This window comes from Bacillus sp. ISL-75, assembly GCF_018613095.1.
The window spans coordinates 1-15178 of sequence record NZ_JAGGQX010000018.1 but is presented as its reverse complement, the minus strand read 5'-3'; the positions used below and the strand labels follow the sequence as shown (position 1 = coordinate 15178).

The following is a 15178-nucleotide window of genomic DNA, read 5'->3' as shown; positions in this document are numbered from 1 at the left end:
CGGACTCTCGTCAGCTCCCCTTTTTAGTCAACAATTTTTAGTTTTCTTTGCTAGTTTCCTTTTTCTTATTCATAAAGTGAACAATAAAGGTAGCTCCAAATGTTACGGCTAGAATAATAAAGAAATGTAATGATTCAATATGGATGTTGAATAACGGTAAGGTTAGTGCCATCTTAATAGAAATGATTAGGATTAAGATATAAGCGGTGGTTTCTAGTTCAGGAATCCTGTCAATTAGTGTAAGAAAAACTCCAGCAACGCCACGCATCATTAACACGCCAAGGATCCCGCCTACAAATAAAATCCATACCTGATTGCTGACCCCAAATGCAGCAAGAACGCTGTCAACTGAGAATGCAATATCCATTAATTCAACGGCAGCTACCGTTCCCCAAAAGGTACCAAATAAGCGTATTAGCAAGCCTCCTTGGTTAATTCCTTCTGCTTCCTCTTCATCGTGACCAGCATCACCTTTACGTTTATCGATGAAATACTTAATCGCTAACCAAGCAAGATACGCGGCACCAAGGGCTTTAATGACCCAAAACTTGATTAAGTATACTCCGATTCCAATCGCAATAAATCGGAATATATATGCTCCTAATAAACCATAGAACAAGGCTCTCTTACGCTTTTTAGGTTCCAAATGTTTAACCATAACGGCTAAAACAAGCGCATTATCAGCAGATAGTAATCCTTCTAAAATAATAAGTGTCCCAATAAGTCCCCAGCTGACTGGATCGGCTAATATTTTACCCCACATATTCAAATCAAAAAATTGCGCATAGGTGTCCAAGATATGATTCAAAACTGACATTAAAGTAATTCCTCCTAGAATAGAAAAGCGGATGCGCCTTTTTCAGGGAAAAAAGTAGTTCATTTTTTCCAAGGGGCGACAAGCATAAGTCGAGCCGACGTGAAGGTTGTTCTTTAACCTTCATGACGGATTGGCTGTAGAGCATAGAGCCACTAGGCGCAGCAGCTAGACATATTGTTAACAAAGCTTTTGTAAAAAGACCCATTATTGATTGGGTCTCTTCATTTTGAAATATTAACCTATAGATAGTCCAAAGTCAGTTGCAAGTGCAGCTAATCCGCCTTGATAACCACTGCCGATGGCACTAAATTTCCATTCACCATTGTGGCGATACAATTCACCAACAACAATTGCTGTTTCAATCGAGAAGTCCTCACCTAAATCATAGCGAATCAATTCTTCACCGTTTGCCTCATTGTAAATGCGGGCATAGGCATTTGAAACCTGTCCAAAGTTTTGATTTCTGCTTTCTGCATCATGAATTGTAATTGTAAACGCAATCCGCTGAATATTGGCTGGAATAGTTGTAAGGCTTACTTTAATGCCTTCATCATCACCATCACCAGCACCTGTGCGATTATCTCCAGTATGTACCACAGCTCCATTTGCTCCTTGTGGATTATTATAGAAAATAAAGTCACTTTCATTCGTAACTTTTCCATTTTCTCCTAATAGGAAAACTGATGAATCTAAATCAAAGTCATTTCCACCATCATATTTGTTTGTGTCCCATCCTAATCCAACCACAACGTTTGTTAAACCAGGATTGGTTTTTGTTAAATCAACTTTTTGACCTTTTGATAAACTTACTGCCATTTTTCATTCCTCCAATTTAGGTAATAGTCTATTTACGAGTTTGTCATAAAAAGGTTTCATTTATTATAATAAAATTTTTTCCTGCCAATAAGCAAATTCACATTAACTCATCCATTTAGGTGGTGTATTTTTAGCCCAAAAAATAGACCCTAACTCATGATGGCTCTGGAAATTATCATGGTAGGTGTGGTAATGAAAATTGAACCAGTAGCCTGCTTGCGGTGGATTATCTCGTCTTACATGAAAACGAAGTATATCTTTACCGATAGCGCTATTGTTAATATTAAAGATTTTTTCAGAAAGGCCGGCACCAGGTTGTTCGGTTATGGTGAGATTTTTCAAATCTTCTTCAGGAAATTGGACAGCAATTTCTTCAAGTGCTGTTTCGATATTTGGTAAAATAATTTCCCGAAATTCATTTTCGATGACTGGTTTAATCCTTGGACCAAATTTTTGATATGACTGGAATTCTGCTTGTTTTATTAATTCTTCAATAAACTTTTCTTTATCAAAATCTGATTCTTCAATAAACGTGTTTGTTTGTCCAAAGTGACTTTCGGTCGATGGCGCTTCGAAGGCATCACGATCGGCTAGATTCTCTGCATTTACCGTATTGATTAATTGTGTGGGGGTAACAAGTCCAAAAGTTAAAACAGATACTAATACAAATAACGTTTTACGAAGCCAATTGTTCATTTTTCATTTCACCTTATTCTTAGCAAGATTATGTATAATCTATTTTTTTAAAAAATTAGTTATTATACAAAATATTATACTTCTTTTTTCTTGTAAATGGAAAAAAACAGTTTAAATATCACAATTTAATCATAGAAAAAGGATGTCGGCTGACATCCTAATTAGCAGTGGGCTTCAAATGCCCCAAGTAAATTATGCATAACTGTTTCCATCGGCATTCCTTCAATATCATGTCTAGGAATGAAATGAACGACTTTTTTATCTTTTAATAATGCCATTGATGGTGATGATGGTTCAATTCCTTCGAAATACTCACGCATTTTCGCTGTGGCTTCTTTATCCTGTCCAGCAAAAACTGTTACTAGGTGGTTTGGCTTTTTCTCGCTATTTAGCACCGCTTGCGTTGCAGCAGGACGAGCCAATCCAGCAGCACATCCGCAAACAGAATTTACGACAACCAGCGTGGTTCCGCTGACATTTTCCAAAAATTGTTCTACATCTTGTGGAGTAGGTAGCTCTTCGAAGCCAGCTCTAGTTAATTCTTCGCGCATCGGTAAAACCATTTGTTTCATATATTCATCATAAGCATTTGACATTTTATATCACTCCGTTTCGATTCATCCACTTTAGAATACCTAATCTATTAGCTCTTTGCAATTTTATTCGGTCGCTTTCCTTGCTTCGGTCATTTGCTTCCAAACAGAACCTTTAGCTGCTTCACCGCCTTCAATTCTTTCAATTGCCATTTTTATTTGCAAACTGACTTCAAATTCTGAATCATTTTCGGCAGCTTTTAACGCTGGAAGGGCCTTTTCATCGCCTGCTTCATATAAAAACATTGCTGCCCGCCAGCGAACTAACTTGCTCTTATCCTGCAATGCTTCCATCATCTCGTCGGCTGCTTCTGGAAACCCTAAATCTGATAGACAATCTCCCGCGGTTCTTCGAACGGTCACAGTTTTATCTTTCAGTGCCTGGTATAAAAGCGGAAGTACCTCTTTCTCTTTGATCATGCCTAGGTACACTGTTGCAAGCCTTCGAATCGAAGCCTTTTCATCAGATAATGCTTTTTCAAGCACGGGTAAATCCTCTAGTTCCGGATCATCCATTTGCTCGAGGAGTTGATAGCGAATCTGCCAATCGGGATTCTGTAAATCCTCCAATGTTACCTTTTTGCGAGACAGATTAATTTTTGGTTCTGAAGTAGATTCTGCTGATTGAGCATTTGTAACTAATTCTTCTAATCGTTCCAGTGGATACGCGGCAATGAGTTCATCGACTACCTCCTTGCCAATTTGGTCAAAATCTCCATAACGGACGCCCTGATTTTGCCACTTTCGCAAGAAGATATAGTTATCTTCAGGAAGCTGTGCCCTTTCTCTTGCTTTTAAAAAGTGTTCCGCCAATCCAAACCGTCTTTCAGTAGCGCCATCGGTAAGCTTTACTTGGAGTGGAATATCCTTAAACATTTGGATTTCAACCTTAATTTCCCCAAAATGTTCATCTATTTTTGCGGTGTTTGCAGTTTCATTCGCTTTTTCTCCAAATGCCTGGCGAACTTGAGGTAATAATTCCTTCCAATCATATCTTGCATTGCGCTCGACAGCAAGAAAGTCTGCGACATGGTACACGCCTTTGATGCCTTCGATTTGAAGAATGGATTGAATAACGGCTGGCGCATCTGTTGCTGTTTCTTTTTTATAATTATGGCTTTTCCCCATAGGAAGTTCTTCATCTAAATTAATTTTCATTGTATTCGGACTTGGCGTTGGTTCAATCGCCTTAATTTTCAACAAGATCACCTAATTCTTATGATTTCATTTTCTAGTTTATCATATTGGATAAGTTTCAATCACTGGATATGCTTGAAGAAAAATAGAGTACGTCCATGGACGCACTCTTATTCCTTTTCAGCCAGCTCTGCCAGATATGACCAGCGTTCGATTAAGTACTCAAGCTTTTCGTTTAATTCGGTTTCCTGCTTCATCAAATCCTGTGCTTTCGTAAAATCACTGCCTGTTTTCGCCATTTCAACACCTATTTCTTCAATGCGGGTCTCTGTTTTCGCAATGTCCTCATCAATTGATTCCCATTCTTTTTTCTCTAAATAGGTCATTTTTTTCTTTTTTTCTTTCTCAACCGGTTTAGATGGCTTGGCCGAAACCGCAACTGTTTTTTGTGCTTCAAGCGCTGATTCCTTCTCAAGATACTCTGTATAATTCCCAAAGAATGAATCTATTGTACCTTCCCCTTGCAGGACGAGAAGCTGTTCAGCCACCTTATCTAAGAAATAGCGGTCATGAGAAACAGTGATAACCACTCCCGGGAAATCTTCCAAATAATCTTCAAGAACCGTCAGTGTCTGGGTATCGAGGTCATTGGTTGGTTCGTCCAACAATAACACATTTGGTGCAGTCATCAATATTTTCAACAAATATAAACGTCGCTTTTCTCCGCCCGATAGCTTTCGAATCGGGGTACCGTGCGAAAATGGAGGAAATAGAAAGCGTTCAAGCATTTGAGCAGCAGAGATCGTTTTCCCGTCCGATGTTTCGACAATCTCGGCCGTCTCTTTAATGTATTCAATCATCCGCTTATTTTCATCCATATCTTCGCTTTCCTGTGTGTAATAAGCGATTTTCACCGTTTGCCCCATAATGAACTCACCCTCATCAAGGGGGATATGTTTTGCGAGGATATTTAATAAGGTTGATTTCCCGGTTCCGTTTTTCCCGATAATGCCAATCCGATCCCCCGGCTTCACAAGTAAATCAAAATGATATAAAATCGTTTTTGCTCCGTATCGCTTGGAAGCATCCTTCAGTTCAAATACCTGCTTGCCAAGCCGACTGCCATTTAACGAGATATCCATCTTTTCAGAAGATGACTTCCCACTCGAAACCTTTTCATCGAGCTCATCAAAACGTTGAATCCTCGCCTTTTGTTTTGTAGACCTGGCTTTTGCACCACGCCTAATCCATTCGAGCTCCCTGCGGAACAGATTCTTACTTTTTTCAAAGGTAGCCGCCTCATTTTCTTCACGAATCGCTTTTGCTTCTAAAAAGGCGGCATAGTTCCCTTTATAACTGTATAATTGACCACTATCGAGCTCAAACATCCGATTCGCAACCCGATCTAAAAAGTAGCGATCATGTGTGACAAGCAAGATCGAGCCATTGTATCTACTTAAATAATCCTCTAACCATTTTACCGAATCAAAATCGAGATGGTTCGTAGGTTCGTCTAAAATAAGTAAATCCGGCTCGGCAATTAATACTTGAGCTAATGCGACGCGCTTTTTCTGTCCGCCCGAAAGTTCACTAATTCTTTTTGTAAATTCCTCAATCCCTAATTTCATTAAAATCGACTTTGCATTGGTACTGGCATCCCAAGCATTTAGAGCATCCATTTGCTTTTGTAATTCAAAAAGGTCTTCTTGGACCTTCGTGTCATTTGGAGAAAGATTCAGTTCTAATAAAGTTTTTTCATAAGCACGCATTAGTTTTAGGATGGGAGCATCGCCATGGAAGACTTGTTCAAGGACCGTTTTGTCACCATCTAACTCCGGCTGTTGGTCTAAAAATGTAATGGAATAGTCTTTACTTGTGATGATTTTTCCTTCGTCAGGAGTATCCAGTCCTGCAATAATTTTTAATAATGATGATTTACCGGTCCCGTTGATCCCGATTAATCCCACATGCTCTTTTTCTTTAATCGTGAACGAGATATTGTTAAAGAGCTGTTTTTCCCCATACGTTTTTGAAATATTTTCTCCTGTGAGCATTTTCATTCTTGTCCATCCCATTCCTGGTAAAATTGTTCTAAAAAGGTTTCCATCATTTGTTGACGGCTTTCTGCCATTTCTCGGGCAGACTCTGTATTTAGTAAGTCTTTTAATTTAAGCAACTTTTCATAAAAATGGTGAATACTTGTTGATTTACCTTTTCGATACTCTTCTAAGCTCATTTCGTTTCGAACCTTAATGCCAGGGTTATAAATTGGTTGTCCTTTTTTACCGCCATATGCAAACGCCCTCGCAATCCCGATCGCTCCAATCGCATCTAATCGGTCTGCATCCTGGACGATTTTGGCTTCAATCGTTGAGAGCTCACTGTTTATACCGCCTTTATAGGAAATCGTTGCGATAATTTGTTTTATATGTTTTTTTTCATTATCTGTTAGCGGAATTGTTTGCAAAAAGGTTTCCAGTTTTTCTTCACCTTTTTCGATACTTTCATTCAACTTTTCATCAGGGATGTCATGGAGTAATGCAGCCATTTCAATAATGAACGCCTCTCCTATCTTTTCTTCCCTGCAAATATGTAAGGCATTCCGTCGAACGCGGTCGACATGGAACCAATCATGGCCTGTCGCATCTTCAGCTAATTCATTACGGACAAATTCTTCTGTTAGCACAATTATTGGATTCTTCATTGCTTGAAAGCACCTACCTTTATCCTTGCTATTTTAACATGAAAAACAAACAAAAAATAACCCCGAATGTTCGGGATTATTTTTTGTTTGCTTGGCGTCCGCTTTTTTTCTGACTTTGCGACTTGCTATTACCAATTTGAAACTCGCTTCCAAGTTCAATATCATTTCGTTTGTCTTGCTTTTCAATTTGTTCTCTTGTTTGGTTCGGATTTTGTCTCCCTTGCTTACTAATGGCACATCTCCCTCTCATTTAAGATTTAATGCAATTTTAGTATGCTCAGTTTGGGAGTAAGTTATTTCAACTCATTATGCCAGCTAATGCCAAGGGTATTTTCACCTGCATGCACGCCGATTACCGCGCCTAATGGACAACAGTTGATTTCTAGTTGAGGAAATTCCTTTCTTAATTCATCCTTCCAATTAGCTGCGTGACCCTCGTGCAAACCATATAAAATATATACCTCTTTAAAATGATGCTGCTCGTAGGATGACCTTAAGTAATCCAATATTTTTTCCTTTGCCTTTTTCTCACTTCTTGCTTTTTCTTTCACACTCAGCGCACCATCTTCAATCGAAATAATTGGTTTAACGTTAAGCATGCTGCCGAGAAAAAATTTCAAGCCTGACATTCTGCCGCTTCGGTGGAGCTGTTCTAAACTGCCAACAAGAACATAGGTCTCGTTGGTTTTCTTAATTCTTTCGAGTTGACTGATTACTGATTCAAGACTAGCGCCTGCTTCGAGCAGCCTTATTCCTTCTTTAAGTAAAGCCGTCATTGGATAGGTTAGGATATTGGAATCAAAGGTGGTTACCGGAATCTCAACAAGCATTGCAGCTTGCTCACTCGAGGATACCGTACCACTTAATTTTCCTGATAAAAGAACGGCGACGACTTGGTCGTAATCCTTAGACAGTTGTTCATATAATGCTTGAAAAGCTCCAATGGAAGGTTGTGATGTTTTAGGTGGATTTTTAAGATGCTTTAATCTCTCGAATAATTGAGCAGGGGTTAAGTCAATCCCATCAGAAAATTCCTCACCATCAAGTAAAATCGTTAGTGGAATGGTATATAAATCCGGATGATTTTTTAATTCTTCGTCCAAATAGGCTGTACTATCTGTGACCCAAGCCGTTTTGACCAACGTCATCTCCCCTTTTTTATAAAAAAATGAACAGATATGTAAATTAATCGTACATAAAAATTTGAATATTGTAAATATTTTAAAAGCCTAATTAAAACCAGCTTTGAATGATAAGCTGGTTTCGCTTCATATTGCTAAAATTTCCTGTTCAGTTGCTTAAGAGTTGTCATGATAAACTCAGTCATTTCAACCAAATCATCTACTTGATCTTCCCGAATCAATCGTTCAAAATCAACATTAATCACATGAGTCTTCTTTCGTACGATTTCAAGTGGTTGATACTGAACAATTTGAGTTATCTTTCTCGTGGTCCCCCATACGTTTAGTAGGATGTTTTCAACCGCTTGAAAGTCTATTTCCATGTCTTTATGTTCAATTAAAAATTGGAGCCTTAAATGACACCCTGCCTTCTGTTCTGATTGTAAGGCCGGTAAAAGCTCTGCTGCTAGGTTAACCAGGTTTGATGACATTTCAATTTTCGCTATTACACTGCTTTTAGGTAAACGGAAAGATACATTAAATTTCCGAGACATCTTAGCCATGTTGATTAGATCGTTTCGGTCCGTAATAACAATCTCGCCGATAATATCTAAATCATAAAGTGCACCTTCAATCACCACTTTCATGTTATCAAAGGCTGTCGGATCAAACATATCCCATCTACTCTCCTCTTAAGAAAAGCGCAAGCGCCCGCTCGGCCGCTTGCGCTAGACAGTTATCTAAGTTCAAATTTTATTACTTTCTTTTTTGATTTAGAAAAGCCCAACTGCATTCCCGTTTTCATCCACATCCATATTTAAGGCAGCAGGTTTTTTCGGCAGCCCTGGCATGGTCATAACATCTCCAGTTAACGCAACGATAAATCCAGCCCCAATCGAAGGTTTAAACTCCCTGACCGTCACGCTGAAATCCATTGGTCTACCTAACTTTACAGGATCATCAGACAAGGAATATTGAGATTTCGCCATACAAACAGCTAAATTAGACCAGCCGAATTTTTCAAAATCAATCAATTGTTTTTTAGCCTTTGAAGAAAATTCTACATCTTTTCCACCGTAAACCTTTTGGACAATTGTTCTAACTTTCTGTTCAATCGGATCAGATAGGTCGTATAAATGCTTAAAATTGTTTTCATTCTTGTCAATGACAGCCAAAACTGTTTCAGCTAGCTCGATGCCTCCTGCTCCGCCTTTTTCCCACACTTCGGTTAAGGCAACAGGAACATTCTCTCTTTCACACCATCCAAGTAATGTTTTTACTTCAAGTTCTGTATCAGTGATGAATTTGTTAACTGCAACAACTACTGGTAATCCAAAGCTATTGATTGTCTCGATGTGTTTTTTTAGATTTGCAAAACCAAGTGTTAGTGATGGAATATTCTCTTTAGCTAACTCACTTTTTGCTACTCCCCCATGCATTTTTAAGGCACGAATAGTCGCAACAATAACAACTGCTTCTGGTTGAATCCCCGCACTTCTTGATTTAATATGTAAAAACTTTTCTGCACCCAAATCTACTCCAAAACCAGCTTCAGTGATAACATAATCCGCTAACTGAGCCGCAGCTTTAGTTGCTATGACGCTATTACACCCATGGGCAATATTTGCAAACGGACCGCCGTGAATAAGAGCTGGCGTATGTTCAATCGTCTGGACAAGATTTGGTTTGACCGCATCTTTCAATAATAACGTTAATGCGCCACCCACACCTAAGTCACTGACCGTAACCGGCTCCTTATGATAATTATAGGCAACAACCATCCGTGATAATCGTAATTTTAAATCCTTTAGATCTGTTGCTAAACATAAAACCGCCATAATTTCCGATGCGACCGTAATGTCAAAGCCATCTTCCCTAGGAACACCTTGAAGGGGTCCACCAAGACCGATAATAACTTTTCTTAATGCACGATCATTTAAATCCAGGGACCGTTTCCAGACTATTCTCCGTTGATCTATGTTAAGTTCATTTCCTTGTTGAAGATGATTATCGATTAATGCTGCGAGGGCATTATTTGCAGTCGTAATCGCATGTAAATCTCCAGTAAAATGTAAGTTGATGTCTTCCATTGGCAGGACTTGCGAGTATCCACCGCCAGTCGCCCCACCCTTAATACCCATAGTTGGGCCTAGTGAAGGCTCTCTGATTGCGATCATTGTTTTTTTACCTATTCGATTAAAAGCATCTGCCAGTCCAACTGTCACAGTCGATTTACCTTCGCCAGCTGGTGTTGGATTAATGGAAGTGACAAGGATAATTTTTCCGCTATCCTTCGTTTTGAGTTTAGCAAGAGCTTCATTTGAGATTTTAGCTTTGTATTTACCAAAAAGTTCTAGATCATCCTCTTCCAAACCAATTTTTTCGGCGATTTCAACAATTGGCTTCATCTTTGATTCTTGTGCAATATCAATGTCTGATTTCACTTCTGTTTTCAATACCACCTTTATCCCCCGCATTCAGCATTTAGAATTGGACTTACGGTTTCATTGTATCAAATAAGCGCTTTCAATCCGATAATTAATTATGACAAATTAATTAATACTTTTCTGAATTTACAATAATGTTTATAATATAAATATCAAATATTTCAATTATTCATTGACTCCTTATCGTAGGTAGTTAAATAAATGGATGTAGTATTTAGAAATACTCCTAATTAACCTGAAAAAGGGGCTGATCACTTGCCAATTAACATTCCAAAACTCCTTCCAGCGAGGGAAATTCTCGAACACGAAAATATTTTCATTATGGATAATGAACGAGCTATTGCACAGGACATCAGACCATTAAATATCCTCATTCTGAATTTAATGCCTGAAAAAGAAAAAGCAGAAACACAGCTTTTAAGACTATTAGGAAACTCGCCTTTACAAGTAAATGTCAATTTTCTAAAAACCAACTCCTATGAATCCACCCATACGAGTAAACAGCATCTCGAACAGTTTTACACCACCTTTTCCCAAGTGAAAAACTTAAAATTTGATGGGATGATTATTACTGGTGCTCCTGTAGAGCTATTAGAATTTGATCAAGTTAAATATTGGTCGGAATTAACTGAGATTATGGACTGGGCCAATCAAAATGTCACTTCGACGTTACATATTTGCTGGGGTGCGCAGGCTGCTCTTAACTATCATTATCGGATTGATAAATTTGAGTTACAGCGAAAATGCTCAGGTATTTATCCTCACCGGATTTTCGAACCAAATGACACTTTGCTGCGTGGGTTTGACGACCAGTTTTATGCTCCCCATTCTCGCTATACTGATGTATCGATTGAAGCAATTAAAAAGAATCCAGAATTAAAATTATTAGCCGCCTCTGAAGATGCAGGTGCCTTATTAATTGCCTCTCGGGATAGAAAGCATGTCATGATTACCGGACATTTGGAATATGAATCAGATTCACTGGCCCAAGAGTATGAAAGAGACTTGAATAAAGGCCTTGAAATCCATATACCAGAGAACTATTTTCCAAACAATGATCCAACCCAGCCGCCAATAAATCGCTGGCGTTCTCATGGTCATTTATTCTTTTCAAACTGGCTTAATTATTATGTATACCAGGAAACCCCTTTTTTTTGGGGTTAACACAAAGCATCGGGTAAATTCCGATGCTTTTTTTATATGATTGTTTGTTTATTATTTGTAAAAATAGAAAGAATATAGAAAAAAGCAAGGTATTGCTTTTAATAATAATTTTAGAGGAGAATTTTCATGGAATCAATTGTGGCACTTCACCGTAATTTCTTTGGGGAAATTATCAATTTTGTCACTTCTGAGGGACGAATCATTTCTTATCGAAAGGCAATATTAGAGGCAGAAAATGGCCTAATTCAAGGGGTTCAGGCTATTGAGGAAGAGCATGGTAGAATGTCATTAATCCCAGAGAGCGACCAATCTTTTGATCAATACCCAGATTTGTATTAAAAGCACCTAGCAATTACTGCTAGGTGCTTCTTTATTAATCACTTTCATTCTGTTTTTGTATTTCATTTAATGCCTCTATACGCTTTTGGTCTTCTTCAAAAAACTGAACCAGGTCACCAATTCGATCAATTGAATCCCAGCTTAAATGGTGTTCAATCCCTTCGACATCGTTATATATATTTTCATTTTTTACACCGATGATTTTGAGGAACTGTTCAAGTAAATCATGTCTGAAGACCAGGCGTTTGCCAATCTTTTTCCCCTTGGCTGTTAACACAAGTCCTCTATATTTTTCGTAGACTAAATATTCATCTTTATCAAGTTTTTGCACCATTTTTGTTACTGAGGAGGGATGTACTGACAGAGCTTCGGCAATATCTGAGACACGAGCGTATCCTTTTTCTTCAATCAATATATATATTTGTTCAATATAATCTTCCATACTTGGTGTTGGCATCCCATACCCTCCAAAAAAATTACTCAACTAAAAGTTTACTATAGAAAAAAAATAGTGACAAGGCACTTTATCACTTATCCAAAATATCATTACTTTATTTTGCTGCCGTTTCTTCGAATAAAAATTTTACTTTTTTTTCAGTTGGGTCTAAAAACAGCCGAGCATTAAAGGTTTTTTCTTTATTTGTGAAACCTTCAATCAGCTCGGTTTTCCCTTCTGATAAAAGCAGTTTAATGTTCTTCTGGGTAATATTTTTACCTAATATCTTCTTTGAAATGGTGAAATCACAATGATTTTTTTGGTAATTTGAACAACCGTAAAAGCTGCCCTTATCTACGACTGAACCATCACATTTTTTACAAGGACCCAGCTTGGCATAAGACTGCTTCCTTCCCTTTTGCTTCCCAGGTGCAAAATTTTCGCGAATCTCCTCCGAGAAAGACCAGTTAGTAGCTTGACCAATACTTGACGAAATTAAGTGAATGACCATCTTTTTTGTTTGCTCCATAAATTGCTTTGGTGCAGCAGACCCCTCTGATATTTCCTTTAGTTTTTGCTCCCACTTTGCGGTCATTTCTGGTGAAGCTAAAATTTCTTTGCCAATAGCCTCAATCAGGATTTTGGCTTTTGCTGTAGCATAAACTAAATTCTTAGTAACCTCAATATATAGGCGGTCTTTTAACATAGTAATGATACCTGCTCTGGTTGCTTCCGTTCCAAGGCCCTCGGTCTTTGTCAGAATTTTTTCGAGTTCTTTATCATCTATATGCTTACCGGCCGTTTTCATTAACGTAATCAATTGACCTTCAGTATAGCGTTTTGGCGGCTGAGTTTTGCTTTCTTTGACTTCCACTTTATCCGTCCGACCTTGCTCACCTTCTGCTAACTTTGGTAGTGCGGGTTCATCTTCGGTATCTTTTGGATTCAGTACTTTACGCCAGCCTTCTTCAATTTGAACCTTCCCTTTCGAGATAAACGCTGCCCTTCCATCCACCAATGTTGTCACAGTAGTATATTCAGCAATGGCCTTATTGTAGTGTGCGGCGATCAAACTTGTAACAACTAAATCGTAGATTTTTTTCTCATCTGGAGTGAGCCGCTCAACATTAGGGATTTGTTCCGTCGGAATAATCGCATAGTGGTCTGTGACCTTCTTTTCATTCACATAACGTTTGTTTTCTGAAATCGAAGCTAATGGTAACGGGAAGAAGCTTTCGTAATCTTTAATATGACTTAATTTGTTTAAGACTTCCGGGAAAGTATTCGCTTCTTCATTTGTAACGTACCGTGAATCTGAACGAGGGTACGAGACATTTCCCTTTTGATAGAGCTTTTGCATAACATCGAGAGTTTTCTTCGGTGAGAATTTAAAGCGTTTATTTGCCTCGGCTTGGAGGGCGGAAAGATTATATAAGAGTGGAGGAAAGAACTCTTTCCTTTCTGATAGAACCTCGCTGACTTCGGCAGGTTTATCCTTGCAAAAAGCCGCAACTTTTTCGGCTAACTCTTTTGTATTCACTCGGGTTTCCCCATCGTTCTGCCATTTTCCAGTATATTTTTTTCCATTCATTAAGAAATGTGCGAGAACCTCCCAAAATGGTTCAGACTTAAAGTTCTCTATTTCTATTTCTCTTTTAACAATTAGTGCTAAGGTTGGTGTTTGTACTCTACCAACTGAAAAGACATCGGAAAATCCTTGTTTTTGTAAAAGTAAGCTATACAAACGTGAAGCATTCATACCAACCACCCAGTCAGCACAAGCCCTTGTGTAGGCTTCAAAAAATAAGCTCCGTGTTTCTTGCTCGTCCAACAGCTTTTTAAAACCCTCTCTAATGCTATTAGCTGTTAACGACGAGATCCACAGCCTTTTCATGGGTTTGTGACATTTTGTTAACCTCAGGATATTGCGGATAATCAGTTCACCTTCGCGCCCCGCATCACCCGCATGAATAATTTCAGTTACATTAGAATCAGACACTAACTTTTTTATGACTGCAAATTGTTTTGCCTTATCTTTCGTTACTTCGTATTCAAACTGTTCAGGGATAATTGGTAAATTATCTAACGACCATTTTTTCCAGCCTTGCTGATATTTTTCGGGCGAGACTAATTGGCATACATGACCAATTGCCCAAGTCACATAGGCTCCCTTAGGAAAAATATCATTTGGATAAATTTCGATAAAACCATTTTGTTTTTTATGTTTAAAGATTGATGCTAAGGTTGACCCTTGATCCGGCTTTTCGGCAATAATTAATTTCATTATGATTGCTCCCTTTTTACAAAGCATCCCGAAATCCATTTTACCCATTAAATCCATTGTTCGTAAAGAATAAATAATCACCACATCAACTAATTTCCTTTCCAATTTTATGATAGAGGATGATCGAGACTATTTAATCGACTGTTTCATTCTTCACTTTTCAGTAATTGTAGATTCATTCAATTTCTAAGTACAGTGGTAATAATGATAATAATTATTTTTAGAATTACTCTCAAAGTTCTTACTATTAAAATAGCAGACTACGTCACGAAATCTCCTTAGTATTTTGTCTTTTATTTGACAAATAGACTAAATAATAAAAAAGAGTGATCAAATGATCACCCAGATTGTCGAGAAAGAGTATTTTTCTCAACAATTTTTTATTCTCAGCATTTAATTATTCATTGTACCTGCTAATGGGCCTGTTGATTTCCGCTCTAGGCACTTCGCTTTCCGCGGGCGTGCCGGGGAGCCTCCTCGTCGCTATGCTCCTGCGGGGTCTCCCCTGCCCCGTACTCCCGCAGGAGTCTGCGTGCCTTCCGCGGAAATCAACAGAGCTATAAAATCAATGATGCACTGCTCTTAACACAACCAAACAATAAAAAATTAAGTGGTGAAATCTAT

14 protein-coding genes are annotated in these 15178 nt (G+C 38.3%); 2 read left to right on the top strand and 12 right to left on the bottom strand.

Going from position 1 to position 15178, the window contains the following annotated elements; genetic code table 11:
• Positions 1–37: 37 nt before the first annotated feature.
• From J7E63_RS07805 to J7E63_RS07760, 10 genes are all read right to left on the bottom strand, one after another.
• The gene (locus tag J7E63_RS07805) at positions 38–817 is read right to left on the bottom strand and encodes a TerC family protein (protein ID WP_215010941.1); all 780 of its coding nucleotides are present in this window, start codon (positions 815–817) and stop codon (positions 38–40) included.
• A 234-nt stretch (positions 818–1051) separates the two neighbouring features.
• On the bottom strand, positions 1052–1633 hold the full coding sequence (locus tag J7E63_RS07800) for a TerD family protein (protein WP_088088708.1): 582 nt from the start codon (positions 1631–1633) through the stop codon (positions 1052–1054).
• Positions 1634–1735: 102 nt separating this feature from the next.
• Entirely contained in the window at positions 1736–2329 is a 594-nt protein-coding gene (locus tag J7E63_RS07795; RefSeq protein ID WP_215010940.1) for a YpjP family protein, read from the bottom strand.
• 161 nt (positions 2330–2490) lie between these two features.
• Positions 2491–2925, bottom strand: a complete 435-nt coding sequence (locus J7E63_RS07790) for a BrxA/BrxB family bacilliredoxin (protein WP_215010939.1) — start codon at positions 2923–2925, stop codon at positions 2491–2493.
• Positions 2926–2988: 63 nt separating this feature from the next.
• Positions 2989–4122, bottom strand: coding sequence for a conserved virulence factor C family protein (locus J7E63_RS07785; RefSeq protein WP_215011003.1), 1134 nt, complete (start codon positions 4120–4122; stop codon positions 2989–2991).
• A 107-nt stretch (positions 4123–4229) separates the two neighbouring features.
• On the bottom strand, positions 4230–6119 hold the full coding sequence (locus J7E63_RS07780; protein WP_215010938.1) for an ABC-F family ATP-binding cassette domain-containing protein: 1890 nt from the start codon (positions 6117–6119) through the stop codon (positions 4230–4232).
• On the bottom strand, positions 6116–6763 hold the full coding sequence (locus tag J7E63_RS07775; protein WP_215010937.1) for an HD domain-containing protein: 648 nt from the start codon (positions 6761–6763) through the stop codon (positions 6116–6118). The genes J7E63_RS07780 and J7E63_RS07775 overlap by 4 nt, the downstream gene beginning before the upstream one ends.
• A 293-nt stretch (positions 6764–7056) precedes the next feature.
• On the bottom strand, positions 7057–7905 hold the full coding sequence (locus J7E63_RS07770) for a DegV family protein (RefSeq protein ID WP_215010936.1): 849 nt from the start codon (positions 7903–7905) through the stop codon (positions 7057–7059).
• A 134-nt stretch (positions 7906–8039) separates the two neighbouring features.
• A complete protein-coding gene (locus J7E63_RS07765) occupies positions 8040–8558 on the bottom strand; it encodes a hypothetical protein (RefSeq protein WP_215010935.1) in 519 nt (172 codons plus the stop codon).
• A gap of 99 nt (positions 8559–8657) precedes the next feature.
• The gene (locus J7E63_RS07760; RefSeq protein ID WP_251033426.1) at positions 8658–10361 is read right to left on the bottom strand and encodes a formate--tetrahydrofolate ligase; all 1704 of its coding nucleotides are present in this window, start codon (positions 10359–10361) and stop codon (positions 8658–8660) included.
• A gap of 225 nt (positions 10362–10586) precedes the next feature.
• Between J7E63_RS07760 and metA the strand changes: the two genes are divergently transcribed.
• Both metA and J7E63_RS07750 read left to right on the top strand, forming a co-directional pair.
• On the top strand, positions 10587–11495 hold the full coding sequence (gene metA, locus J7E63_RS07755) for a homoserine O-acetyltransferase MetA (RefSeq protein ID WP_215003148.1): 909 nt from the start codon (positions 10587–10589) through the stop codon (positions 11493–11495).
• 126 nt (positions 11496–11621) lie between these two features.
• Positions 11622–11834, top strand: a complete 213-nt coding sequence (locus J7E63_RS07750; RefSeq protein ID WP_215010933.1) for a DUF3892 domain-containing protein — start codon at positions 11622–11624, stop codon at positions 11832–11834.
• Positions 11835–11868: 34 nt separating this feature from the next.
• On the opposite strand, the gene mntR is transcribed toward J7E63_RS07750, so the two are convergent.
• Positions 11869–12291 (bottom strand): transcriptional regulator MntR, encoded by a 423-nt coding sequence (mntR, locus tag J7E63_RS07745; RefSeq protein WP_215003144.1) that lies wholly within the window; start codon positions 12289–12291, stop codon positions 11869–11871.
• A 94-nt stretch (positions 12292–12385) separates the two neighbouring features.
• On the bottom strand, positions 12386–14554 hold the full coding sequence (locus tag J7E63_RS07740) for a DNA topoisomerase III (RefSeq protein WP_215010932.1): 2169 nt from the start codon (positions 14552–14554) through the stop codon (positions 12386–12388).
• Positions 14555–15178: the final 624 nt, after the last annotated feature.

Coding starts and splice junctions, on each gene's coding strand:
- J7E63_RS07805 (WP_215010941.1), bottom strand. CDS start 817: ATGTCAGTTTTGAATCATATCTTGGACACCTATGCGCAATTTTTTGAT.
- J7E63_RS07800 (WP_088088708.1), bottom strand. CDS start 1,633: ATGGCAGTAAGTTTATCAAAAGGTCAAAAAGTTGATTTAACAAAAACC.
- J7E63_RS07795 (WP_215010940.1), bottom strand. CDS start 2,329: ATGAACAATTGGCTTCGTAAAACGTTATTTGTATTAGTATCTGTTTTA.
- J7E63_RS07790 (WP_215010939.1), bottom strand. CDS start 2,925: ATGTCAAATGCTTATGATGAATATATGAAACAAATGGTTTTACCGATG.
- J7E63_RS07780 (WP_215010938.1), bottom strand. CDS start 6,119: ATGAAAATGCTCACAGGAGAAAATATTTCAAAAACGTATGGGGAAAAA.
- J7E63_RS07775 (WP_215010937.1), bottom strand. CDS start 6,763: ATGAAGAATCCAATAATTGTGCTAACAGAAGAATTTGTCCGTAATGAA.
- J7E63_RS07765 (WP_215010935.1), bottom strand. CDS start 8,558: ATGTTTGATCCGACAGCCTTTGATAACATGAAAGTGGTGATTGAAGGT.
- J7E63_RS07760 (WP_251033426.1), bottom strand. CDS start 10,361: ATGCGGGGGATAAAGGTGGTATTGAAAACAGAAGTGAAATCAGACATT.
- J7E63_RS07750 (WP_215010933.1), top strand. CDS start 11,622: ATGGAATCAATTGTGGCACTTCACCGTAATTTCTTTGGGGAAATTATC.
- mntR (WP_215003144.1), bottom strand. CDS start 12,291: ATGCCAACACCAAGTATGGAAGATTATATTGAACAAATATATATATTG.
- J7E63_RS07740 (WP_215010932.1), bottom strand. CDS start 14,554: ATGAAATTAATTATTGCCGAAAAGCCGGATCAAGGGTCAACCTTAGCA.